This window comes from Streptomyces sp. NPDC059008 (genome assembly GCF_042749045.1).
Classification (GTDB): Bacteria; Actinomycetota; Actinomycetes; order Streptomycetales; family Streptomycetaceae; genus Streptomyces.
Genome location: NZ_JBHYJC010000021.1, coordinates 78,752 through 101,910, shown reverse-complemented (window position 1 = coordinate 101,910; position 23,159 = coordinate 78,752). Strand labels below are relative to the sequence as shown.

Here is a 23,159-nt window from a genome sequence, read left to right as displayed (position 1 = left end):
TCGTGTTCCGGGCCGTACGCCGAGCCCGCCGCGGCGCGTCGCCGTCCGTACGCCGCTCCCGGCGCGTCACACCGTGAAGGCCTCCGCGAAGGCGGCCCTGGTGGGGGAGTCCGCCCGGCGGTCCAGCACGGCGAACACCACCCGGTCGAACCAGCCCGCGAAGCGGCCGTCGTCGAGCAGCGCCGCGGCGAACGCCCGCGCCACATCGGCCGGTTCGTTGCGGAAGACCCCGCAGCCCCAGGCGCCGAGCACCAGCCGGCGGTGTCCGCCGGCCGCCGCGACCTCCAGCACCCGCTCCGCACGCGCGGCCAGCGCCGCCGGCACCCGCGCCGCCTCGTCCGGACGCTGCCGTGCGATCACTCCCGCGTTGGGCGCCGCGGCCGTCAAGAACCCCGCCTCGTACGGCACTTCGAGCAGGGTGCCCCGATCGTCCCGGAACACCGGCACACCGGGCGAGAGGATCACCCGGTCGCTGTAGAACGGACTGGGCTCGGCCCGGTGCGCCGCATAGAACTCCGGCGCCTCGCGCACGCAGGTGTAGAGCGCCGACCCGCGGCACAGCGCCTCTTCCTGGGCCTGCGCACCGTTGAGATATCCCCCTCCGGGATTGCGCGCCGAGGCGAAGTTCAGTACGGCCAGGGGGCCGCCGCCCGCCTCGGACAGCCGCCGGCCGGCGGTGAGACTGCCCTCGTCCGTCACCTCGAAGACCGTCCCACCCGGCTCGACAGCCGGCCGCTCGACCGCGACCGGCCCCGGCCCGTACATCCGGGTCCCCGCCCGCGCCCTGTCGACCGCCGCCGCGATCTCCACCAGCCGTCCGCCCGGTGCGCGATACGCACCCGCCGCAACGATCCGCTCCGTCTCCTGCGCCATCCCGCGCAGCCGGGCGCTCATCGTCGGCACCCCCGCATTCGATCACTCATGGTGATCAAGGTACGGGCCGGACGGTGTACCGCGCGAGCGAATTACGGCAGGTACCGGGGCGGTGAGACGCAGCGTCCACCGCCCCGGGCTCCCATGACGCTCAGTCGGCCGCGGCGGCGAACGGCCCGCCGGCCCCGAAAGCCAGCTCGGCGAAGCGCTCACCGATACGGCGGTGCCCGGCGGCGTCCGGATGGACCCCGTCGGGCAGGGGCAGTTCGGCGAAGTCCGCCTCGCCGTAGAGCGACCGGCCGTCGAGGTAGTGCAGGTGGGGGTCGTCGGCCGCCCGCTGCGCGGTGATGCGGCGGAGCTCGTCGCGGACGACGTTCAGCGTCAGCCGCCCGGCGGCGCGCTCCGCCGGGTCTCCCACGGCGCGGAACTGCAGCTTTCCGGTGCTGAAGTCCGGTACCAGGGGCCCCGGGGTGTCCTCCTGGACGGGGCACAGGACGGAGGAGACGACCAGGAGGGGTGTGCTGGGGTGGCCCTCGCGGAGGGTGTCGAGGAAGCCGTGGACCGCCGGGCCGAAGGCACGCAGCCGCATCACGTCGCTGTTCACCACATTGATGCCGATCTTGACGCTGATCAGGTCGGCGGGGGTGTCCCGCATGGCACGTGCGGTGAACGGGTCGAGCAGCGCGTTGCCGCCGAACCCCAGGTTGATCAGCTCCACACCGGTCCGGGCGGCGACCAGCGCCGGCCAGGTCTCCGTCGGGCACGCGGCGTTGGAGCCGTGGCTGAGCGAACTGCCGTGGTGCAGCCACACCCTGCGGCCGTGGTCCGGTGCGGCCTCGACCGCAGCGTCGGTGCGCAGGGCGATCAGCTCGGTGATCTCGTTGTGCGGCAGCCAGATCTCGACGTCCTTGACCCCCGCCGGCAGCGCGTCGAACCGGACGGTGCCGGCCGGACCGGGCCGGGTGACCACGGACTGGGTGGCCATGTCGACGGTCTGCACATTGCCGCCGGAGGCGGTGGCCCGGCCGGTGAGACGGCCGTCGACGAGCAGGTCGTACCTGCCGTCGGGCAGCGGGGGAACGCCCTCGTAGACGCGCTTGGTGGCGAGCGTGTCCAGCTCGACGGCGGTGGCCGCCGTGCGGAAGACGAGTCGCACCCCGGCGGGCTTGGCCTCGGTCATCGCCAAGTTCTCGTCGGGGAACTGCTTGCGGGCCCAGGCGGGCAGCCGGTGCGGCAGCACGCCGCGTGCGGTGCGTTCCACCTCCAGGGCGCCGCGCAGCATGTGCGCTTCGACGGGCGTGGTGATCCAGTCCGTCACGTCGCCCTCCTCGGAAGGGCCGGGGACGTCGTTGAGCTCGGAGTTCATGACCCCAGCCTGTCAACCCAGGGCCCGCTGGGCATCCGGGTTTCCCCACCCGCGGCATGGCCGCCGCCGCGCCGCCCCCGCGGACCGGACGCCTACCCCGCCTGCCCGCCGCCGTGCCCGCGCCGCCCGTGGGCGCGGGCCTGCGCCTGGGCCTCCGCCTTGGCCTCGCCGGCGTACTTGTCCACGTACTCCTGGCCGGACAGCGTGAGGATCGCGTACATGATCTCGTCGGTGACGGCGCGCAGCGCGATGCGCTCGTCGGCCATCCCCGCATACCGCGAGAAGTCCAGCGGCGCGCCGAAGCGGATGGTGATCCGCATGGCCCGCGGCAGCCGCCGACCGGTCGGCTGTGCCTCGAACGTGCCGATCATCGCGCACGGCACCACCGGCACCCCCGCCTGGATGGCCATCGAGGCGACCCCGGTACGCCCTTTGTAGAGCCGGCCGTCGTGCGAGCGGGTGCCCTCCGGATAGATCCCCAGCAGGCGGCCCTTGCGCAGGACGGCGAGTCCCGAGGAGATCGCGGCCTGTGAGGCGCGGCCGCCGGAGCGGTCCACCGGGATCTGCCCGACGCCGCGGAAGAACGCCGCGGTCAGTCGCCCCTTCAGGCCCGGCCCGGTGAAGTACTCGGCCTTGGCCAGGAACGTCACCCGGCGCGGCACGATCGCCGGCATCACGAAGTGGTCCGCGAACGAGAGGTGGTTGCCCGCGATGATCGCCGCACCCTCTTCCGGGACGTGCTCCAGTCCCTCGATCCGCGGCCGGAACACCAGCCGCAGTAACGGCCCCAGCAGGAAGTACTTCAGCACCTGATAGAACACGGGGCGGCTCCCTCTCCCGTCGGATCGTCTCGGCGGCTGCGTCGTTCCAGGTCACGAGGGCTCCCGGATGGGCAGTGAGTGTATGGGCAACCGCCGTCGGTGGTAACACCCCCGGCCCGGATCACGCCGCCCGGGAGGGGCGCGGCGGCGACCGGAGCCGGCCGGACCGCCGCCGCACCTCGCTTTGGCATCCGCGGACAACTTTCCCCTCCCCCTGAACGAGGCCGGTCCGGCGCACCGTACTGGTCGGCAACCGAGCCCGGACCCCAGGTTCCGGGCCGAGGACAGGGAGTCATACATGTCCCGAAAGAGAAGAGTGACGCGTCGTCAGAAGATCGTCGTCGGGGTCAGCGCCGCGGCGCTGGTCGGCGGCATCGCCATCGTGACGACGGGCACCAGCCAGGCATCGGTGGCGTGCGACGGACTGGCCACCGCCCTGAGCAACAACCAGAAGTTCATCGCCGATCAGCAGGCCCGTCCCGACGCCCAGTCGGCGGCGCGGATCGCCAACCGGCAGGCCGTGATCAAGGAGATCCAGGTCAAGCAGAAGGCCGCCGGCTGCAGTGGGGGAGCGGACGGGGGTGATGCCGCGGGCGCTCCACCACAGGCCCAGGAGCCGCCCGCCGCCGGTGAGCCGCCCGCGTCCGGGCAGCCGCCCGCCGGCGAGGAGCCGCCCGGCTCGGCGGAGCCGCCCGCAGCGGACGATCCGTCAGCATCCGCCGCCCCGCCCGGTGGGGACGGCGACGTCGTCTGCCCCGGCTCGACGGTGACGCTCTCGGGCGAGGGCGGGGCACCGGCGGCCTCCAGCAACGAGTTCCCCGCCGGGACCAAGCTGAAGGTGACCAACCTGGACAACGACAAGTCGACGACCGTGTCCGTGACCTCGACGTCGGGCAGCTGCGTACTGCTCAACAACGCGGCGTTCGAGCAGGTCCGTGAGGAGGGGAAGTTCCTGATCCGCCGCGCCCGGATCGAGCGCGTCGGGTAGTCCCGGTCCGGTGACCGGTGGCGGAGCCGCCTCCTCCGCCGCCGGTCACCTTGTCGTGTGAGCGGCCCGTACGGGCGACATCGCGGCGTGGCCGCTTGTGCGGCGGCGCCGGGCGAGGTGGCCTGAATCCACCGAGGGTTCCGAGGAGACACCGATGCCCGTGCGCCGCCGACACACCTCCGCCCGTGCCGCCCTGCCCGCCGCCGTGCTCACCACCGTGTCCGCGGTGCTGGCCGGCACCTTCCTCCCCACCCCGGCGGCCGCCGCCGAGCCGCCGCCGCCCGTCGCCGAGCCCAAGCCACCCGCCGCGCCGAAGCCGCCCGCCGCCGACCAGGGCCTGCTGCTGACCGTGTCGGGGGACGGCAACACCTGGGTCCGCGGGGTGCGGCTCGGCTGCCCGGACACCTACGGCCGGCATCCGCACGCCCTGGCCGCGTGCAACGCGCTGACCTGGGCGCGCGGGGACTTCGACGCGCTGCCCGGGGAGCCGCACGCCTGCACCAAGCAGTTCGCCCCGGTCACGGTCAGCGCGCGGGGCACCTTCCGTGGCGCCGCGGTGGACTGGCACCAGGAGTTCGCCAACCTCTGCACGATGGACTCCGCCACCGGGCCGGTCTTCCGCTTCTGAGGGCTTCCGACGGCTTCCAGGGGCCGGGAGGGACACCGCGGGGCCGCACCCGTCCGCGCGCTCAGACCGGCCGTGCCGCCACGACCCCGATCGTCACCAGCGCCAGCACCACCCAACAGAACCAGAGCCAGCCGTCGGCGCCCAGCGCCACGGTGTAGGCGGTGGCCACCACGAGCCCGCCCACCGTCATCACGGCCATCGTCCTAGCAGATCCGGGCATACCCGCAACCTCCTCATCGCGGCCCCTGAACGTGCGCGCGCTGCGACTGCTCGCTTCGTCCGCTCACATGCCACGGGCCGCGGCCATGGGACCCATCGTCCCCGGCCGCGGCCCGTACCGCCAGATGTGGGCGACCCGCCCGCCCGTCGCCCGACCTCCACCCCCAGAAGACGGCGCTACGCGCCGACCCGCCGTCACCGCCCCCGCGTGTTGAGCGAGGCGAGGTAGGCGTTGTAGTCGGCCAGGTCCTTGTCGCCGTTGCGCTCGGCGGCCCGGTCCGCGCGCTGCGACTGGCGCGCCTCGGACTTGTACCACTGGTAGACCAGGGCGATCAGCACCACGACGGACGGGATCTCGCTGAAGGCCCAGGCGATGCCGCCGGCGGCCTGCTGATCGGCCAGCGCCTCGATCCCCAGCGAGGCCGGCGGGTGGACGAAGGTGTCGACCATCGGCTCCGACGCCATCATCAGCGCGATACCGAAGAACGCATGGAACGGCATGCCCGCGAACAGCTCCAGCATCCGCATCACATAGCCCGGCCGGTGCGGTCCCGGGTCGACGCCCATGATCGGCCAGAAGAAGACCAGACCGACCGCGAGGAAGTGCACCATCATCCCGATGTGCCCGGCCCTGGACTCCATCAGGAAGTCGAACAGCGGCGAGAAGTACAGCGCGTAGAGGCTCGCGATGAACAGCGGGATGGTGAACGCGGGGTGGGTGATGATCCGCATGTACCGGCTGTGCAGCAGGCCCACCAGCAGTTCGCGCGGGCCCTTGCGGCCGCGCCCGGTGGCCGGCAGCGCGCGCAGCGCCAGCGTCACCGGCGCCCCGAGGAGCAGCAGGATCGGCGAGAGCATGCTGATGATCATGTGCTGGACCATGTGCACGCTGAACATGGCCATGCCGTAGTCGTTGAGCTTGGTGCACATCGACAGCGCCACGGTGAGCACGCCCAGCGCCCAGCCGACGGTCCGGCCCACCGGCCATGCGTCACCCCGCCGCCGCAGCCGGACCACGGCCCAGCCGTACAGCCCGAGCGCCAGCAGGCAGCCGACCAGAAAGAACGGATCACCACCGAACTCCAGGCCCCGCCCCAGCGTGAACGGCGGCAGATCCATGTTCATGCCGTCCATGCCGTGCCCGCTGTGATCCATCCGCTCGCTCCTGATTCGTACCAATGCTCCGGCGACAAGAGTAGAACCGCCCCCGGCCGTGGCGGTGGCCGGGGGCGGTTCGTGGAGCGCTGGACTACCGCTGGATCACAGCACGCACTCGGCCTCGTCGTAGCGCTCCGCGGGCACGGTCTTGAGGGTCTCCACGGCCTCGGCCAGCGGCACCAGCGTGATGTCCGTACCACGCAGCGCGGTCATCATCCCGAAGTCGCCGCGGTGCGCGGCCTCGACGGCGTGCCAGCCGAAGCGGGTGGCGAGCACCCGGTCGTACGCGGTGGGGGTGCCGCCGCGCTGGACGTGGCCCAGGATCACCGGGCGGGCCTCCTTGCCCAGACGGTTCTCCAGCTCGACGGAGAGCTGGCGGGCGACGCCGGCGAACCGCTCGTGCCCGTAGATGTCCTTGCCGCCGACGTCGAAGGACATCGAGCCCTCGCGCGGCTTGGCGCCCTCGGCCACCACCACGATGGCGAACTTCTTGCCGGCCTCGAACCGCGCGGAGACCCGCGCCGTCAGCTCGTCGATGTCGAAGGGCCGCTCCGGCACCACGATCGCGTGCGCACCGGCCGCCATGCCCGAGTGCAGCGCGATCCAGCCGGTGTGCCGCCCCATCACCTCGACGATCATCACCCGCTGGTGCGACTCGGCGGTGGTCTTGAGCCGGTCCAGCGCCTCGGTGGCGACGCCCACCGCGGTGTCGAAGCCGAACGTCACGTCGGTGACCGCGATGTCGTTGTCGATGGTCTTCGGTACGCCGACGATCGGCAGCCCGGCGTCCGACAGCAGCCGCGCCGCCTTGAGCGTGCCCTCGCCGCCGATCGGGATGATCGCGTCCAGGCCCAGCTCCGCGACGTGGCCGCGGGCCCGCTCGACGCCGTCCCGCAGATGGGCGGGCTGTACCCGCGACGACCCCAGGATGGTGCCGCCGCGCGCCAGGATGCCGCCGACGGCGTCGAGGTCGAGCTTGCGGTAGTCGGCCTCCAGCAGGCCCTTCCAGCCGTCGCGGAAGCCGATCACCTCATCGCCGTGATCGGCGGTGGCGCGGTGGACGACGGAGCGGATGACGGCGTTCAGTCCGGGGCAGTCGCCGCCGGAGGTGAGTACACCAATGCGCATTGCTCGAAAAACCTCTGCAACTCAACCGGGGGCCCGGACCCCGTCGTCCGGTTGGATTCCGCACACCCTACAAGCGCGAAGGCGGTGGGTACACGTACGCCCGCAGTGCGGGACTGCGGGCGTACGAAAAGGGGGTGATTCGGGCGAAACGGATTATGCGGGCTGGGTCGCCGCGGCGATCCGCTCCTGGCGCAGCGCCTCGTACCAGCGGTCGTCCACCGGAGGCAGCGCGTTGACGTCCAGCGCCAGCTTGATCAGCAGGTCGGCGATGTGCGGGTTGCGGGCCATCACCGGGCCGTGCATGTACGTACCGAAGACGGTGTCGTTGTACGCGCCCTCATAGCCGTCGCCGACGCCGTTGCCCTTGCCGAACCGCACCTTGGCGAACGGCCGGGCGGTCTTGCCCAGATGCGTGACGCCCTGGTGGTTCTCGAAGCCGGTCAGCGGCGGCAGCCCCAACTTGGGGTCGATGTCGGCCAGCACGTCGCCGACGCAGCGCTCGCCCTCGCCGCGGGTGCTCACCACGTCCAGCAGCCCCAGGCCCTGCTGCCGCTCGCCCAGGTCGTTGATGAACTCATGGCCCAGGATCTGGTAGCCGGCGCACACCGAGAAGACGATCGCGCCGTTGGAGACCGCGCGGGACAGACCGCCGTCGCGGATCAGCCGCTCGGAGGCCAGCCGCTGCGGCCGGTCCTCACCGCCGCCGATCAGGTAGATGTCACCGGAGGTGGGAATCTGCTGGTCGGAGCGTACGTCCAGACGCTGGACGTCCAGACCGCGCTGGCGCGCCCGCCGCTCCACCACCAGGGCGTTCCCCTGGTCGCCGTACGTGCTCAGCAGGTCCGGGTAGACCCACACCAGGCGCAGGCTGTTGTCACTCATGCTCGCTCGTCCTTGTCCGTAACGTCCGTGGACCGCACTCAGTTGCCCACGCGGCGGCGCAGGTCCTGGAAGGCCGTGTAGTTGGCGATGACCTCGATCCGGCCGGGCGGCGCCATCCGCACCGCCTCGTCGACGCTCTCGCACACCTGGAAGTCGAGCCCCGCGACCTCCAGGCGCACCGCCAGGTCCAGCTTGCGGTCGCCGATCACGAAGAGCGGGTGTCCGGCCAGCCGGGTGTAGTCGACGTCCCACAGCCAGGAGGTGTCCGTGCCGTCCGCGCCGCGCGCGTTCACCGACATGATCACCGGGGTCGGCGGCGGGTCGATCAGCGAGAACGTCTCCAGCCAGCCGGCCGGGTTCTTCGCCAGCAGCAGCCGCAGCTCGCGCTCCATGAAGCTGACCACGTCATAGCGGCCGGCCACGGCCTGCACCGAGAACATCCGCTCCAGGGCCACCTGCGGCGGCACCCCGAAGGCCGCGGCGACCGCGGCGGAGGTGGTGGCGTTCGCCTTGTTGGCGCGGCCGGGCAGCTGCAGCTTGATCGGCCAGGCGCTGCCGTGCGGGTCGAGGACGTGATCACCGGACAGCGCCCAGCTGGGCATCGGGCGGCGGAAGCCGCACTCGCCGCAGAACCAGTCGTCGCCGGGACGCTGCATCACGCCACCGCACGACGGGCAGGACCAGGCGTCGTCCTTCCACTCCTGGCCGGCCGCGACCCACACCACGTTCGCGGACGACGAGGCCGCCCAGACGATCAGCGGGTCGTCCGCGTTGGCGATGATCAGCGCCTTGGAGTCGGCCAGGCCCTCGCGCCAGCGCTCCGCCAGCATCCGGGTCTCGGCGGCGCGGTCGAGCTGGTCGCGCGAGAGGTTCAGCAGCGCTATGGCCTTCGGCGTCACATCGCGGGCCACGCCGGCCAGGTACTTCTCGTCGACCTCGATGACGCCGTACTTGGCGTCCGAGCCGCCGGCCAGCGCGGAGGTGATGCCCGCCGGCATGTTGGCGCCGAGCGCGTTGGAGACCACCGGGCCGCTGGCCCGCAGCGCCTCCGCGATCAGTCGCGTCGTGGTCGTCTTGCCGTTCGTCGCCGACACCAGGATCACGTCCAGGTGCCGGGCCAGCCGCGCGAGCAGGTCGGGGTCGAGTTTGAGCGCCACCCGGCCACCGATCACCGATCCGCTGCCGCGGCCCGCCGCGCGCGATACCGCCGCCGCGGCCTTGCCTGCCGTCACGGCCAGCTTGGCCCGCGGCGACAGCGGCTCCGTGTTGCCTGCCATCGTCCTTGATCCTCCTTGCATCCGGCGCCCCCCTGCGGTGTGGCTGCCGGTGGAACGCCTCCTCCGCCGCCGATGACCGGCCGGAGGCTTCGGTCGGGGATCAGCCTATCGAGATCCGGCCGCGGGCCCGAACCCCGCCACCCGTGCGACGTCATCCGGTGTTCACGGGACCGTACGCTTGGCCCCATGCGCTCCCGCACCATTCCCGGTAGTTCCGGCCGTCTCCGCCCGATGCGCCTGCTCGGCGATCCGTCCCTGACCGATACCTGTCAGGACGCCACCGCCTTCGACGGCGAGCTGGCCCGGCTGGTCGAGGACATGTTCGCGACGATGTACGCCGCCGACGGCGTCGGCCTCGCCGCCAACCAGATCGGCGTCCCGCTGCGGGTGTTCGTCTACGACTGCCCCGACGACGAGGACGTCCGCCATCTGGGACATCTCGTCAACCCCCGGCTCGTCGAGGTCGACGGACCGGTCGTCCGTGGGCCGGAGGGCTGCCTCTCGCTCCCCGGAATCGAGGCGGGCACCCCGCGCCACGACCGCGCCGTGGTGACCGGTTTCACCGTCACCGGCGAGCCGAGGACGGTGACCGGCACCGGATACTTCGCCCGCTGCCTCCAGCACGAGTGCGACCACCTGGACGGGCAGCTGTACGTCGACCGGCTCACCGGCCTGCGCCGCCGCCGGGTGCTACGCACGGCGGCCAGGGCTCCCTGGGCGGCGCGGGCCGCGGCCGCGGAGGCGGCGGCCGCCCGCTGAGACGAAGGGTGCCGCCGGGCCGCCGGGCCGCCCGCCGAGGCCGGCGACGGGCCCGGCCCCCGCGGCTTCGGCATCGCGGCGCGGCTTCGACATCGCGCGGCTCCGGCTCGGCTCAGAAGCCGGGGCCGCCCGCGCGGTCCTCGACCATGGCCAGCTGCCCCCACAGCAGATCGGTCAGCTGCTCGACCAACTGCTCGCGGGAGCAGGGGCGTTCGCGCAGCCACCAGTCGCCGGCGCCGTGCATCATCCCGACGATGCCGTGCCCCCATACCCGGGCCCTCAGCTCGCCGCCCGGCCCCAGGTCCAGCCGGTCGGTGATGACCTTGGCCAGCTCCTCGCCGAGCCGGCGCAGCAGCGGAGCGGAGTGCCGCCCCACGTCGAAACCGGACTCCGGGAAGTTCTCCTCGTCCGAGGGGTGCATCAGGAAGCGGTACACCTGCGGGCGGGTCTCGATCGCGAGCAGATAGGCGTCGAGGGTGGCCTCGACCCGGTCCCGGCGCACGACCGGCGCGTCTAGTGCGGTGCGCAGATTGTCCAGCAGGGCGTCGGTGTGCCGTACGGCCAGCGCGCGGTACAGCCCGCCCTTGTCGCCGAAGTGCCGGTAGAGGATCGGCTTGGTGATGCCGGCCTCGGCGGCGATGGCGTTCATCGACGCGTCCGGGCCGTCGCGCAGCACGATGCGCTCCGCGGCCTCCAGCAACTCCCGCCGCCGGCGCTCGGTCGCCGAATGACGGCCCTCGCTGTGCTCTGTGCTCTCCATGGTCGTGCTCCCCACCCGTTGTGAATCTGTGGCGCTCGCGCAACGTAACACCCGTCCTCCGCCGCGAATCCGCCGCCGGGGGAGTTGACAGTGCTTACTGGCGAGTAACACACTACGGGTTACCGCTAGTAACATCGTACTGCCTGCAGCGCTGGAGGGGACATGGCCGAGTTCACCATGGAGCTCAACGACGAGCAGAGGGAAGTCCGTGACTGGATCCACGGCTTCGCCGCCGACGTCATACGCCCCGCCGCCGCGGAATGGGACGAGCGCGAGGAGACCCCCTGGCCGGTCATCCAGGAGGCCGCCAAGATCGGAATCTACTCGCTGGACTTCTACGCGCAGCAGTACTTCGACCCGACCGGCCTCGGCATCCCCATGGTCATGGAGGAGCTCTTCTGGGGCGACGCGGGCATCGCCCTGTCCATCGTCGGCACCGGCCTCGCCGCGGTCGGCGTGCTCGCCAACGGCACCGAGGAGCAGATCGGCACCTGGGTGCCGCAGATGTACGGCGACGCCGACGACGTGAAGGTCGCCGCCTTCTGCTCCTCCGAGCCCGACGCCGGCTCGGACGTCGCCTCGATGCGTACCCGCGCCGTGTACGACGAGGCCAAGGACGAGTGGGTCATCAACGGCACCAAGACCTGGGCCACCAACGGCGGTATCGCCAACGTCCACGTCGTGGTCGCGTCCGTCGACCCCGAGCTCGGCTCCAAGGGTCACGCCTCCTTCATCGTCCCGCCGAACACCCCCGGACTCTCCCAGGGCCAGAAGTTCCAGAAGCACGGCATCCGCGCCTCGCACACCGCCGAGGTCGTCCTGGAGGACGTCCGGGTCCCCGGCAGCTGCCTGCTCGGCGGCAAGGAGAAGCTGGACGAGCGGCTGGCCCGCGCCCGCGAGCGCGCCAAGGCGGGCGGCGGCGAGCGGGTGAAGAACGCCGCGATGGCCACCTTCGAGGCCTCCCGCCCGGCGGTCGGCGCGATGGCCGTCGGCACCGCCCGCGCCGCGTACGAGGAAGCCCTGGAGTACGCCAGGACCCGCGAGCAGTTCGGCCGCCCGATCATCGACAACCAGGGCGTCGCCTTCCAACTCGCCGACATGCGCACCTCCATCGACGCGGCCCGACTGCTGGTCTGGCGCGCCTCCTGGATGGCCGTCAACGGAAAGCCGTTCACCGCCGCGGAGGGCTCGCAGTCCAAGCTCTTCGCCAGCGAGACCGCCAAGAAGGTCACCGCCCAGGCCATCCAGATCCTCGGCGGCAACGGCTTCACCCGCGAATACCCCGTCGAGCGCATGCACCGCGACGCCGCCATCTACACCATCTTCGAGGGCACCAGCGAAATCCAGCGCCTGGTGATCGCCCGCACGCTGTCGGGCATGCCGATTCGCTAGCGCTGACCGACTCCCTTCCGCCTATGGGCAGTTCACTCTCACCTCGAAGGCCCCGGCCCGTGCAGGGGCGGGGCCTTCGACGGGCGGCCCTGTCGATACCGTGGGCGGCTGCCGCGCGGAAGGCGTGGGAGAGCTAACCTTCTTGGTCCTCAACCTCCAACGCCTGTCTCGCCAGACCTACGAACGTGACGAAGGCCTGCCGGAAATCCCGGTACGCGGCGTCGTATTCGTGCCTGCGCTCGGGACCGTCGTCACTGATGAGCGCCTTGAGCAGGGGCTGCACGTGTCGCGCCGTCTGCCGCACCTGCTCCGCCGCGGCGGAGACCTCGGCGGGACCGTCGAGCCGGACCTCATGGGTTGCCCTGTTCATGTTCCCGATGGTCGGGCCGATGCGCTCATACATCTGCGTCAGGATCCGGTCCTTGCCCTCGCGGTCACGCGTCGCGTCGACGTCGTCGATCTGCCAGGTGACCTCTGAGAAGGCGTGCGCGCAACTCATCATCTCCCGATAGGTGGACCTGCGCCGGTCGCGCTGCTCACGAAGGGCCTCTGCCATTGTGGTTGTTCGGGCTTGGACCAGCGCCGCGCGGGAGGTCGCCCGCGCGGTGATGTAGCTGGCTCCGAGCGCGGTCAGTGCAGTGAGGATGCCGACCCACAGTCCGCTGTTCGCCATGATCGAGGAGTCTGCCAGCCGGGAGTGCCGTTGCGGCAGCCCACGAAGGGGCCCACCAGCGCCTGATGTGACGCCGGGGCCGCCTGGCGGCCGGCAGACGAGCCGGCTGTCAGCCGCCAGGTAGCGACGGGACGATCCGCGCTTGCGGGGAGCAGGCGTTGACCAGGGTCAGTCGATGGCCGGCAGTGCGTCGATCGCGGCCTGCCACGGGTAGCTGTCGCGGTCGCCGTTGCGGAACTGGTGCGGCACGAAGCCGCCCTCGCCGTACAGCACGGTCACGCCGGCGACCCGTAGGAAGTCGACGTTGCGGGCGACGGCCGGGTGCGCGTCCTGGGCTTCGTTCCAGTGCGGCAGGGCGACGATCGGCAGGCCGAGCCCGAGGCCCTCGGTGATCAGCCCGAGCGCGAGGGTGTCGCTGATGCCCGCAGCCCACTTGTTGATGGTGTTGCTGGTCAGCGGGGCGACCAGCAGCGCGTGCGGCGGTGGCAGGACGTCGTCCTGGCTGGGGAGCTTGTACTGGTACCGGACGGGGTGGCCGGTGAGCTGTTCCAGGGTCTCGATCTCGCCCTCGGCGTCCTCCTTCGCCCACCGGTACGCGGACGGTGTGAGGATCAGGCAGACGTCCCAACCCGCCTTCTGGGCAGCGCGGATGGGGGTCTCCAGACAGCGGGCGGGCGGCGCGGCGCAGGCGATCAGGTACAGGGTGTGGGTCTTGGTCATCGGGGCAGTCCACCGCGATCGGCCGACCCGCGCAACGGTGCCTCTTCGGGCGCGAGTCGCTCGCCTCACGGAGCGCTTCGACGATCGTCCCGAGGATGTGGGGTGGTGATCGGGCAGGTCGGCGGTCGGAGCGACGGCGGATGGCCGCCGCCCCGACTCAACCCCCGCTCCGGGCCGCCTTATCGCGTTGTTATCGCGTTGTCGATTCCGTGCGTCGCTCGTGGCGTGAGCGTGCGAGGTGATGGGCCGCACGCAGCAACTCGCGGGTTGCCGCCTCCGTACGCCCGCCCGGGTTCACCACTGCCAACCAGCCGACGGCGCCGTAGGCGGGGTGTGCGATCACGGTGTCGGGGGTGCTGGGGTCGACCTCGGTGGCGGCCGGTTCGCGTGGCGCGTGGCCGGTCCACCGGACGAACGCTTCCTTCCCGGCGGCGATGTTCACGCGGAAGGCGTCCGCCCGGTCCAGACGCGATGCCTCGTCGCCGGGGTAGTCCTTGGTCACGATCGTCGCGAACGGTTGGGCGGCTGCCGGGACGACGCCGTCAGGCGCGTAGTGGAAGAACGTGTCGCCCCAGCTGATCTCCGGTGAGCCGTCGCCGGGCGCCGGCCTGATGGTCAGGACGCCGTCGAGGCCGTCCACGAAGCTGATGATCTCGTCCATGGTGGTCATGTGCTCTAGCGTTGCATTGAAGTGCTTGTGGAGACTTTGGGGCCGAGAAGGGAGAGATTCACGTTGTCAGGTCTCAAATCGGGGGCCATGCGCACGGTCGATGTCGCGCGGTGTGCCGGGTACTCCGTGCAGCAGATTCGCAATCTCGAGCGCGACGGTGTGCTTCCGCCGGCGACGCGCACGGCCGCGGGCTACCGGACCTATGGGGAGGTGCATCTGCAGTCCGCGCTGGCCTACCGCGCCCTCGCGGCAGGCGCGGGTCCGACAGAGGCCAAGAAGATCGTTCGGGCCGTCCACCAGCTCCCCGTTGCGCAGGCGCTCGCCCTTCTCGACGCGGCGCACGCCCGGCTCGACACAGAGCGCACGGAACTGAGTCGGGCCAGAGAGGCCGCCCGAGCCATCGCCGGCGAGCCGATCGTCGACGTCAGCGCAGCGGACTCGATGGGCGTTTCCGAACTCGCCACGGCTCTCGGCGTGCGCCCTTCGACGTTGCGGCACTGGGATGCGGAGGGTCTCGTCGTCCCGGACCGCGACCCCGTGCGAGGAACGCGCCGCTACACCCCGACTCAGGTGCGCACTGCGCGGATCGTTCACCAACTCCGCAAGGCCGGCTACCGCATCGCACCCCTTCGGGCCCTCGTACCGGAGCTGGGGCGCGCCCGCCGCTTGGAAGACGTCGCCTCCGCGCTGGCTACCAGGGACGCGGGCATCGCGGCCCGCTCCAGAGCGCTGCTCGACGGTGCCGCCGCACTCAGCGCTCTGCTCTCCCTGCGTGGGCGGGCGGCCTGATCCCGCTTGTTTCGTCCGCCGCGCTACGCGACCTCGGCGAGGATCCGCTCCACCACGGGGGAGCGGGGCCGGAAGACGTCGAGGAGGCCGATGGTGCGCAGGGCGGGAGCGAGTTCTCGCAGCTGTGTGACGACGGCTGCGTGCTCGGGAGTGCCCTCGGTGAGGTCGTCCAGTCGGAGGGCGTTGGCGACGAATGCGGCCACCGAACCCTTGCGGACGGTCAGCCCGTTGATCGCGGTCGAGTCGACCCCTTCGGGCAGGACGTCTTCGGGGCGTACGACGGGCGGGCGCGGGTGCGGGTGCTGGTCCTGGTCCTGGGGCTGGGGCTGGGGCGAAGACGAATGCGACATGGGTCCATCCTTTGCGTGTTGAATGCACGTGCTTTCTGCACGCATTCGACGGTAGCAGGACTCCGTGTTTTTTGCACGTATCATCGAGGCGTGAGTGAAACGACGCATGACAGCGCGTCCGCCGCCCGCGTGGCAGCAGCCATCGGGGCGCTGACCCTGCGGGCCACCCGCGCCGGGCTCTACGGCCGGTTGACCTCGGGGGTGGAGGGCGTGGACGCCACGACCTACCCGGTGTTGTCCGGGCTCGCTCGCGTGGGCCCCGTCACCGCCACCAAGCTCGCCGAGGCGATCGGGATGGACCGCACCGTCACCACCCGCTATGCGACCAGGTTGCAGGAGGCCGGGCTGATCGCCCGTCGCCCCGACCCTGCTGACGCCCGTGCCACCAGGCTGGTCCTCACCGATGAGGGCGAGCGGGCGGTCACGGCGTTGCGCGGGGCGATGGAATCCTTCCTGGCCGAGGAGATGGCGACGTGGCCGCCGGGTGAGGCCGCCGCCTTCGCCGTGCGACTGGAGCGTCTGACGGAGGCGCTCGCTCAGGGTGAGGCGGACCGTGCGCGCTGATGCGGGTCACGGGCTGCGCGCGGCAGCCGCAGATAGCCGGTGACGCGCAGCTGGCCTCCGGGCTGAAGGTCGCTCAGCACGGCGTGCGCCAAGACCGGGTCGGCGACACTGCACGGCAGGATCATCTCGTCCGTGCGCTCGTCAGTGCGCTCGTCCGTCGGGGAGACGGTGAGCCGCCGCGCCGTCGCCCCGTGCAGGTCGCCGGGCACGGCCTCTTCGTCCAGAAAGCCGTCCAGAACGCTGTCCAGGAAGCCGTCCAGCGCTGTCGCGTCGCCCATGGTCAGCCGGCCTTCGTGCCCGGTGGTGGATCTGTCGTCAGGCGGTCCGGGCCTGACGGCGGTATCCGCCGGGGGCCAGGCCGTACTCGCGTTTGAAGGCTTTCGCGAAGGCGAACTCGGAGCTGTATCCGGCTTGCGCGGCGACAGCGATCAGTGGGTTGTCGGACTCGCGCAGCAGCCGGGCCGCGGTCGTCATGCGCCAACGGGTCAGATAGGCCATGGGCGGCTCGCCGACCAGCGCTGCGAACCGCCGTGCGAAGGCCGCCCGCGAGAGCCCGGCCCGATCGGCCAGCGACTCGACGGTCCACGGAGCCGAGGGATCCTCATGGATGGCCGCCAGCGCCGGGGCGACCGCCGAGTCGCCGAGCGCCGCGGCCCAGCCCCGCGCGGCGGCCGGGGGCTGGTCCTCCAGCCAGGCGCGCAGGATGTAGAGCAGTAGCGAGTCGATCAGCGTGGGGACGATGCCGGCCGATCCGATCCGTGGGTTCTCCAGCTCCATCCCGAGCAGTTGGACGGCGACGCTCAGCTCGGGGTGGCGGCCGTGCCCCGTCCTTAGATGGATCACCTCGGGCAGTTGCCGCACCAACGGGTGCGGCCGCCTCTGGTCCAAGTGGTAGTTGCCGCACAGCAGGCTGGTCAGCGCGCCGTCGCCGCCCAGCTTCACCGTACCGACGGGCGATCCCGGGCGGAACTGCTCGGGCCTCTCCACCTGGGCCGGTGTGGACGGATGGTCGGCGAGGATGTGGCCACGGCCGTCGCGCAGGAAGACCACATCGCCCGGACTCAGGGCGATCGGCTCCACGTGGAGTGGGGCGTTCTCCAGGGGTACCAGCCAGCACGTTCCGTACAGCACCACGTGGAAGCCCGCCCCTGCGACGGACGGAAGCCGAAGCCCCCAGGGGGCACGGCCGTCGGTGCGGACGGACGTGGGAAGCCCGGTCCGCATCGAACTCAGCGCCTCGGTAAGGATGTCCACGCCCTCACCCTACGGTGAGCACGACCTTGCCCTGCACCCGCCCGGATCCGACCAGTTCATGCGCCTTGCCTGCCTCCTCGAGCGGGAATGTCTCCTGCACATGGGGCCGGATCCGTCCCGCGTCGATCAGCGCGGCGATCGCCTCCAGCGACGCGTAGTCGGGCTCGACCGACACACCTGCGAAGTGCCGCCCCGCCGCTTCGACTTCGGCTGCCAACTCCTGGTTCCAGTGCTCCATGATGCTCACCAGTGTGCCGCCCGGTCGCAACACGCTCAGCGAACGCGAACCCTGGGCGTTCGAGTCGAAGACGACATCGAGATCACGCACCGCATCGGCGAAGTCGGTAACCCGGTAGTCGATCACCTCGTCCGCCCCAAGGCTCCGCACGAACTCGTGCCGCGCCTCACTCGCCAACGCGATCACATACGCGCCCCGCGCCTTCGCGATCTGCACCGCGAAGTGCCCGACTCCTCCGGCGGCGCGGTGGATCAGTACCCGGTCGCCGGCCTTCACTCGCGCCGCGTCCACCAGCCCCTGCCAAGCCGTCAGCGCGGCCAGCGGCACAGCGGCGGCCTGCACATGGTCGAGCGAGGCGGGCTTGCGGGCGACCTGTCGCGAGGGTGCGGCGACGTACTCGGCATACCCGGTCGCGGCACGCGGGAAGAACGGCATCCCGAACACCTCGTCCCCCACCTTGAATCGGGCTCCCGGACCGACCTCCTCCACGACTCCGGAGATGTCCCAACCCACACCGAAACTCGGCTCGCCCAGCAGCGGGTAGGCCCCCGACCTGACGGCAACGTCCACGGGGTTCACGCCACTGGCCCGAACGCGGATGAGCACCTCTCCGCCGAGGGGCTCGGGCCGGTCGATGTCGACGGTCTCCAGGACCTCGGGTCCACCGAAGGAATTCTGGACAACAGCACGCATGGGAACTCTCCCTTGTCATTCGGGTTGATGCCCTCAACGTTAGGGAGATCGAATGAGCTGCGTAATGGTCTACCGTCTCGGCAACATGTCCCATCGTCTTCCGTCTCGACACTCTCAGCCCTCCTCGCCAGCCACCGGCACGCGGGGCGGCCACCGCGGAGCCGCGGTCGCTCCGGTTGATCGTGGCGAACCACTCCCGCGTCCGCCGAGGTGATCCGCGCCCTGGCCGAACCCCTCACCTGCCGGTTCGTACCGTAAAAAAGAGCTCGCCCTCCACAGGGCGTTGTCTCTACCTTGATTGGAGCGGGACTGCGCAGCACCCGCAGGTTGCGGAGCCGTGGCAGAGCGGCCCATTGCGATCGCCGCGAGAGAGGCCCTTCTCGCGGCGACTGACAGGGACCGGGCGGGCCTGCCCCTCCCCGTCCGCGGTTCGAATCCCGCCGGCACCGCAGCCGACCAGCAGCCTCCGGCGTCAGCAAGGCGGTCCAGGCGCTCGTATAGCACGCGGGTGGGGCGAGCGCAGCTTTAGGGGGATTGGTGGCCGGTGAGGTTCAGGGGGACGCTGCCGGGGGCGGCGACGCCGAGCCTCGCCCACGCGGAGCGCCGCGGCTTCACAGGGAGCGCTGGCCTGCTCGTGCGGCGACGGGACGGGGCGTAGCGGCCCGTGTACGGGTGACGGGCTTCAGGGCGGACGGGAGACCCGGCCGCCCTGCCCCGTCCGCGTCCGTCAGGTCACGGTGCACACCGGCCGGGGAACATTGGCCACGGTGAGATCGCTGATCACGATCCGGTGGTCATCGGTGGGCGTATGCAGCCTGCAGCTACGGAAGTTCACGCCCCGGCCGAGGATGTAGTCGTACTTGGACTCCTCGGCAGTACGGGGCGGCCCGGTCAGCGGGAGGGTCTTGGTGCACCGCGGATCCTTGGCCGGTCCGCAGAACTGGTCGACGTCCTTGAACTCGGTTTTCCAGATCGGGGCCATGACGTTTGTGGCGTGCGGCCGGGTGTTGAGGTCGCCGAGAATCAGTGCGCGGGGGTGCGGTCGCGTGGCGTCCGCCAGTTCTTTGGCCTGCAGCTTCCTCAGACGTTCGTAGGGCGGTGCACTGAGGTGCGTGTTGAACACCCGGACCCACTGGCCGTCGAGCTTCGTGGTGAAGGACTGCATGCCACGCGCCTCCAGCCATCCCTCGTCGTCGCTGTAGCCCTTCTTGTTGTGCGCCCTGACCGTGGTGCCCTTGGCGTAGACGATCGCGGTGCCCAGCCGGCCCGGGCAGCCGCCGTTCAGGGCGGCCAGTCCGCTCCGGTACTCGTACTTCAGCCCCGCTTCGTTGAGCTGCCGAACAGCCTCACGCACCTCGTTCAAGCAGGACTCCTGCAACGCGGCCACCTGCGGTAGGAAGTGCTTGATCTGTTCCGCGATCGCCTTCGGCGTGCCGAGGTCCTGCCCGTTCGTGTTCCAGGTCATGAACCGGTTGGAGATCGGCTTCAGGGGCTCCTCGGCGGCGCTTCCGGCGTACGTGGGACCGGCGTACGCGGGTGTCACGAGCCCCGCCACCACCGCCATCGACCCGATCAGCCACACCTTCGTGGCGCGCCATGCTGTGCGTGCTGTGCTGCTCGACCTACTCACGGTTCCCCCTGTTCCTTGTGGACTCACCGAGTCCCATGCGGACTCACCGACGAACGTAGGAACACCGCCTTGAGGAAACCTTGAATCCTCGGATCCACGCCTAAGACCGGGACATGCCCTTCCCTACCGTCGCGCCGCTCGTCCTGGCCCCGGGTCTGGCGCTGGCCGGCTTCAGCGGGGCCGGGGCGCGGGGCCCGTACTTCCGGAAGCTGGGTAACGGCGCGGCACTCCTCCCTCGCCTTCTCCTACAACCCGAAGGCGAAGCGGATCGACGCCACGGCCGAGATCACTGCCGCCGCCACGGACCTCAGTGGCACGGGGTGGGCGCGTCGTACGCGGCTGTGAAGACCGAGGTCAGAGTGCAGGTGGGGTGCGAGGTTGAGTACCAGGACTCATGCGCGCGGACGTGGTGGAGGGTTGGCTGTAGTACATGGAGAAGATGCCGTTTCCGTGCCGAGCCGAGACGTCCGACGGACGACGATCGTGATCCCCGGGCGATCATCCTTCCGGCGATCTCGACCGGCGTGACTCTGGGCGGGGCATTTGTGCTCGGCTGGCTCGTCATCATCACTTCCACCCTGTGCGGCAACGAGTGCCACAGCGAACACAACGAGCCGACCTTTTCGCTCATCTTCAAAGTGTGCTGCGAGTACGGGCTTGTTGTCCCCGCAGCACTACTACTGGTCAGCTGGCTCCTGCCGTGGCGGCGTCGCCACAACACGTTGCGGTTGGCCACTGCTGCTCTGGCACCGCTCTCCCTCGGAGCGCTCTATGTTCTCTTCAACGTGTGGCTGACGCTCTGGTAAGGATGCGCCATCTGGTGGGGCATCCGGTACGGGGCGGGGGAGTAGGCGATTCTCGGGTGGGCGCGCCCTGGGTGGTCCACAGGCGCAGGAATGTGTCACAGAGGCTGGCGGCCTGACGCGGCCGTTCACCGCCACCGACCCCAGGTCTCGTCCGCGAGCTTGAGCGTCACCGCTAGCCGTCGCCGCTGCCCGGCGTGACGAGGGCCCGGCCGTGGGGGCCGGTTGGCCGCTCCGCGGCCGGACCCAGAACTCGCCCAGTATCTGGTGTCTCAGTCACCCGCAGGGGTGGTGCTGCAGGCTACGGCGAACTGCGGGCAGCTGCCGCGTCGTGGGTTGATCGGCCATGAACGGCGTTGTCTACCGGTCCGGCGGCCGCACCCATGGCGCGAGGCGTTGACCGGGTGCTATGCCCTCCCGCCAGCACCTCAGAACTTTCTCGTGCACGATCTTGAGCCGTTCCGCAGCGATGAGGCAGGAGACGGGCTCCTGGCCGTTCGCGTCTCCTTCGAAGGCGACCAGAACGGGCGGTCTTTCACCGAGCTGACGGGTGACTCTGAGCAACTCCTCGGTCGTCGGTGCGCGGAAGACCGGATCGTGAAACATCGCTGGACAGCTGACGAAGGCCGGATCGTCGAAGACCAGCTCCAAGCCGTGGTAATAGGTGAGGTCGTGGCCGGCAGCCAACCGAAGCTGGCCAGCGTTCCAGGCGATGACTTCCCAGTCCCACCAGGGACCTTCTGCCCCGCAGCCGCGCATCGAAGCTGCTGGCGGGAGGCCCCAGCAGCGTGTTCCTCGACCAGGCGGTACAAAATCCGCGCGACCGTGTGAACTGGTTGCGCGGCACGTCCATGCCTCCCAAAGTGGACGCGACCATCCTCAGCGCTGGTTCAACTCCGCTCGCGCGGGGAACAGCGGAACGCCACGCCGGGCAGATGCAGCGAGACGCACGCGCCGCCGACTACCCCTCCCAGCGGGACACAGCGGGCCCCGCACCCCTGACCACACAACGAAGGAGCTTCGCCATGCCCGAAACCACCGAGCCACACGCGTGCCCACTGCGCACCAAATGGCACACGATCCGCGTGAGCCGCACTTCGATCGTCGATGCGTACCGGAAATGGCGGTAGCAGTGTGAGCGCGGGCCCCGGCGAGTTCGCGCTTATACCCGGCCAAGCCGCGTCCTTGAACGCCTGGCGCACGGCCGTCGGGTATCTCTCGGGAGGGGAAGGCCTCAGCCGGAGGTGCAGCGACGAGCAGGATCCCCCCACCCGGTCTCCTATGGATCGAGGACACCGAAGCCGGACCCGGCATCGCCTCCCGCCTCGGCATCACACCAGGCACTTACCGCAAGTGGCGCATAGCCGGGAAGGGCCCGCGCGCCTTCATCCTCGCCAAAAAGGTAGTGGCACGGGTGGAGTCCGTGGGCGTCTACATCGTTGAGCAGGAACGCCTAGCGCTCAAATTTCGAGAGCTGTCCGCCGGAGACCAGACGGTCACGACGAAAGACGACGCTGTGACGAGGTCACCTGGTTACCAGGACTGCGGAAGAGAGCTGAGCCGCCTCATACGAGCGTTGATCGACACCGAGAAACCCGCACCTCCCGCCGGGGGCCTCGCGCTGGCGCACCACAGGACAGCGCATGGAGCCGAACCACGTCCGCCGCCATGCTCGGCACGCCACTGTGCAGGTCAGGCTGCTTCATCGTCCTCACCTACGAGCCTCTGTGCACCAACGTGAGTCCTTCGCCCCGCTAATCCTGTACAGCGTCGTCTTCATCGAAGGGCAGGTGGAGAGGGGCGTCTGCGAGCAGCTCTCCGCAGCACTTTTGCTCATCTACCGGCCTGTGCGCACTAACGTGCAGCCAGCCGAGACGCAATGCAACAAAAACGCCCTGGATGGGCACGCTCTCAGCGATCCTGAATGACCATCAGGAACACGTGCCAACACAACGGCACAGAAGCGAAACACGGGTCCGGCCGCAGCCGAATGTATTCCTCTTGGCGCTCGCTACCATCTCAGTAACGCAAAAGGAGCCGCGACCAGTGGCCTGAGAAACCGGGTCGACGACTCCCTGCGCGATGCACCACCAGTAAGACCCGCAAAGACCAGATCTCCTGCGATTTCACTGGAGGTATATCCGTGGACGACGTTACCACCATGCCCGAAGACGACAACGGCAAGCGCTGGGGCCGTCATCAGCGGCGCCGGGCCCTCTGGCGCCAGCGCCAGGCCGCGCGTCAACTGCACCCGCACCTCTCCCACGGGCCGATCCACCGCCCGATGTGGCAGGAGCCCCTCCGCGGGGCTCTCTACGCCGCCGGCGGCAGCGCCATCACCCTGCTGACGGCGTGGCTCCAGCACTGGATCTGGTGACCAAGCTGCACCCCGGCGCCCACCTCGGCGCCGGGGTGCAGCCCGGCCGCGACCGGCAGACCCGGTACCAGCAAGGCCACGCTGACGCACACCGTGGCCGGGCCCCGAACCGGGGTAACACCGGATCCGATACGCGCCAGCATGGAC

General features: G+C 70.5%; 26 protein-coding genes. 8 read left to right on the top strand and 18 right to left on the bottom strand.

Going from position 1 to position 23,159, the window contains the following annotated elements; all coding sequences use genetic code 11:
* Window positions 1-66: 66 nt before the first annotated feature.
* The 3 genes from ACFWZH_RS24175 to ACFWZH_RS24165 all read right to left on the bottom strand — a co-directional run bounded on the left by ACFWZH_RS24175 (window position 67) and on the right by ACFWZH_RS24165 (window position 3,060).
* Window positions 67-894, bottom strand: a complete 828-nt coding sequence (locus tag ACFWZH_RS24175) for a TIGR02452 family protein (protein WP_384434947.1) — start codon at window positions 892-894, stop codon at window positions 67-69.
* 130 nt (window positions 895-1,024) lie between these two features.
* On the bottom strand, window positions 1,025-2,239 hold the full coding sequence (locus ACFWZH_RS24170; protein WP_384434830.1) for a GDSL-type esterase/lipase family protein: 1,215 nt from the start codon (window positions 2,237-2,239) through the stop codon (window positions 1,025-1,027).
* A gap of 92 nt (window positions 2,240-2,331) precedes the next feature.
* A complete protein-coding gene (locus ACFWZH_RS24165; protein WP_384434827.1) occupies window positions 2,332-3,060 on the bottom strand; it encodes a lysophospholipid acyltransferase family protein in 729 nt (242 codons plus the stop codon).
* Between the two features lie 298 nt (window positions 3,061-3,358).
* Between ACFWZH_RS24165 and ACFWZH_RS24160 the strand changes: the two genes are divergently transcribed.
* Window positions 3,359-4,048, top strand: a complete 690-nt coding sequence (locus ACFWZH_RS24160) for a hypothetical protein (RefSeq protein ID WP_384434824.1) — start codon at window positions 3,359-3,361, stop codon at window positions 4,046-4,048.
* 154 nt (window positions 4,049-4,202) lie between these two features.
* Window positions 4,203-4,676, top strand: coding sequence for an SSI family serine proteinase inhibitor (locus tag ACFWZH_RS24155; protein WP_384434821.1), 474 nt, complete (start codon window positions 4,203-4,205; stop codon window positions 4,674-4,676).
* A 61-nt stretch (window positions 4,677-4,737) separates the two neighbouring features.
* Here the strand turns inward: ACFWZH_RS24155 and ACFWZH_RS24150 are convergent, their stop codons facing one another.
* From ACFWZH_RS24150 to ACFWZH_RS24130, 5 genes are all read right to left on the bottom strand, one after another.
* Window positions 4,738-4,896 (bottom strand): hypothetical protein, encoded by a 159-nt coding sequence (locus ACFWZH_RS24150; RefSeq protein ID WP_384434818.1) that lies wholly within the window; start codon window positions 4,894-4,896, stop codon window positions 4,738-4,740.
* A 194-nt stretch (window positions 4,897-5,090) separates the two neighbouring features.
* Window positions 5,091-6,050 (bottom strand): cytochrome c oxidase assembly protein, encoded by a 960-nt coding sequence (locus tag ACFWZH_RS24145; RefSeq protein ID WP_384434816.1) that lies wholly within the window; start codon window positions 6,048-6,050, stop codon window positions 5,091-5,093.
* A gap of 105 nt (window positions 6,051-6,155) precedes the next feature.
* Entirely contained in the window at window positions 6,156-7,181 is a 1,026-nt protein-coding gene (locus ACFWZH_RS24140) for a 6-phosphofructokinase (protein WP_384434813.1), read from the bottom strand.
* A 153-nt stretch (window positions 7,182-7,334) separates the two neighbouring features.
* Complete coding sequence (locus ACFWZH_RS24135; protein ID WP_384434810.1) at window positions 7,335-8,063, bottom strand: type 1 glutamine amidotransferase; 729 nt, start codon at window positions 8,061-8,063, stop codon at window positions 7,335-7,337.
* 38 nt (window positions 8,064-8,101) lie between these two features.
* The gene (locus ACFWZH_RS24130; RefSeq protein WP_384434807.1) at window positions 8,102-9,340 is read right to left on the bottom strand and encodes a MurT ligase domain-containing protein; all 1,239 of its coding nucleotides are present in this window, start codon (window positions 9,338-9,340) and stop codon (window positions 8,102-8,104) included.
* 186 nt (window positions 9,341-9,526) lie between these two features.
* On the opposite strand from ACFWZH_RS24130, the gene def reads away from it, so the two are divergent.
* Complete coding sequence (gene def, locus ACFWZH_RS24125) at window positions 9,527-10,099, top strand: peptide deformylase (protein WP_384434804.1); 573 nt, start codon at window positions 9,527-9,529, stop codon at window positions 10,097-10,099.
* Window positions 10,100-10,211: 112 nt separating this feature from the next.
* Here def and ACFWZH_RS24120 read toward each other — a convergent pair whose 3' ends face one another.
* Window positions 10,212-10,859, bottom strand: a complete 648-nt coding sequence (locus ACFWZH_RS24120; protein WP_384434801.1) for a TetR family transcriptional regulator — start codon at window positions 10,857-10,859, stop codon at window positions 10,212-10,214.
* Window positions 10,860-11,021: 162 nt separating this feature from the next.
* Between ACFWZH_RS24120 and ACFWZH_RS24115 the strand changes: the two genes are divergently transcribed.
* On the top strand, window positions 11,022-12,251 hold the full coding sequence (locus ACFWZH_RS24115) for an acyl-CoA dehydrogenase family protein (protein ID WP_384434798.1): 1,230 nt from the start codon (window positions 11,022-11,024) through the stop codon (window positions 12,249-12,251).
* 133 nt (window positions 12,252-12,384) lie between these two features.
* Here ACFWZH_RS24115 and ACFWZH_RS24110 read toward each other — a convergent pair whose 3' ends face one another.
* From ACFWZH_RS24110 to ACFWZH_RS24100, 3 genes are all read right to left on the bottom strand, one after another.
* Complete coding sequence (locus ACFWZH_RS24110; RefSeq protein ID WP_384434795.1) at window positions 12,385-12,924, bottom strand: hypothetical protein; 540 nt, start codon at window positions 12,922-12,924, stop codon at window positions 12,385-12,387.
* Between the two features lie 168 nt (window positions 12,925-13,092).
* Complete coding sequence (locus ACFWZH_RS24105; RefSeq protein WP_384434792.1) at window positions 13,093-13,644, bottom strand: flavoprotein; 552 nt, start codon at window positions 13,642-13,644, stop codon at window positions 13,093-13,095.
* A 190-nt stretch (window positions 13,645-13,834) separates the two neighbouring features.
* Window positions 13,835-14,314: a DUF6194 family protein gene (locus tag ACFWZH_RS24100; RefSeq protein WP_384434790.1), complete on the bottom strand. Its 480-nt coding sequence runs from the start codon at window positions 14,312-14,314 to the stop codon at window positions 13,835-13,837.
* A gap of 87 nt (window positions 14,315-14,401) precedes the next feature.
* Here ACFWZH_RS24100 and ACFWZH_RS24095 point away from each other — a divergent pair, with 87 nt between their 5' ends.
* Window positions 14,402-15,103: a MerR family transcriptional regulator gene (locus ACFWZH_RS24095; protein ID WP_384434787.1), complete on the top strand. Its 702-nt coding sequence runs from the start codon at window positions 14,402-14,404 to the stop codon at window positions 15,101-15,103.
* Window positions 15,104-15,126: 23 nt separating this feature from the next.
* Here the strand turns inward: ACFWZH_RS24095 and ACFWZH_RS24090 are convergent, their stop codons facing one another.
* Window positions 15,127-15,453: a hypothetical protein gene (locus ACFWZH_RS24090; protein WP_384434784.1), complete on the bottom strand. Its 327-nt coding sequence runs from the start codon at window positions 15,451-15,453 to the stop codon at window positions 15,127-15,129.
* A 90-nt stretch (window positions 15,454-15,543) separates the two neighbouring features.
* Here ACFWZH_RS24090 and ACFWZH_RS24085 point away from each other — a divergent pair, with 90 nt between their 5' ends.
* Window positions 15,544-16,017, top strand: a complete 474-nt coding sequence (locus tag ACFWZH_RS24085) for a MarR family winged helix-turn-helix transcriptional regulator (protein ID WP_384434781.1) — start codon at window positions 15,544-15,546, stop codon at window positions 16,015-16,017.
* Here ACFWZH_RS24085 and ACFWZH_RS24080 read toward each other — a convergent pair.
* The 4 genes from ACFWZH_RS24080 to ACFWZH_RS24065 form a co-directional block, all read right to left on the bottom strand.
* Window positions 15,990-16,295 (bottom strand): hypothetical protein, encoded by a 306-nt coding sequence (locus tag ACFWZH_RS24080; RefSeq protein ID WP_384434778.1) that lies wholly within the window; start codon window positions 16,293-16,295, stop codon window positions 15,990-15,992. The genes ACFWZH_RS24085 and ACFWZH_RS24080 overlap by 28 nt on opposite strands.
* A 37-nt stretch (window positions 16,296-16,332) precedes the next feature.
* Complete coding sequence (locus tag ACFWZH_RS24075; RefSeq protein ID WP_384434775.1) at window positions 16,333-17,271, bottom strand: AraC family transcriptional regulator; 939 nt, start codon at window positions 17,269-17,271, stop codon at window positions 16,333-16,335.
* Between the two features lie 4 nt (window positions 17,272-17,275).
* Entirely contained in the window at window positions 17,276-18,202 is a 927-nt protein-coding gene (locus ACFWZH_RS24070; RefSeq protein WP_384434772.1) for an NADP-dependent oxidoreductase, read from the bottom strand.
* A gap of 727 nt (window positions 18,203-18,929) precedes the next feature.
* The gene (locus tag ACFWZH_RS24065) at window positions 18,930-19,832 is read right to left on the bottom strand and encodes an endonuclease/exonuclease/phosphatase family protein (RefSeq protein ID WP_384434769.1); all 903 of its coding nucleotides are present in this window, start codon (window positions 19,830-19,832) and stop codon (window positions 18,930-18,932) included.
* A 524-nt stretch (window positions 19,833-20,356) separates the two neighbouring features.
* Here ACFWZH_RS24065 and ACFWZH_RS24060 point away from each other — a divergent pair.
* Window positions 20,357-20,638 (top strand): hypothetical protein, encoded by a 282-nt coding sequence (locus tag ACFWZH_RS24060; RefSeq protein WP_384434766.1) that lies wholly within the window; start codon window positions 20,357-20,359, stop codon window positions 20,636-20,638.
* A gap of 357 nt (window positions 20,639-20,995) precedes the next feature.
* Here ACFWZH_RS24060 and ACFWZH_RS24055 read toward each other — a convergent pair whose 3' ends face one another.
* Entirely contained in the window at window positions 20,996-21,394 is a 399-nt protein-coding gene (locus ACFWZH_RS24055; RefSeq protein WP_384434763.1) for a hypothetical protein, read from the bottom strand.
* A 1,402-nt stretch (window positions 21,395-22,796) separates the two neighbouring features.
* Between ACFWZH_RS24055 and ACFWZH_RS24050 the strand changes: the two genes are divergently transcribed.
* A complete protein-coding gene (locus ACFWZH_RS24050; protein WP_384434760.1) occupies window positions 22,797-23,012 on the top strand; it encodes a hypothetical protein in 216 nt (71 codons plus the stop codon).
* The last annotated feature ends 147 nt before the right edge of the window (window positions 23,013-23,159 follow it).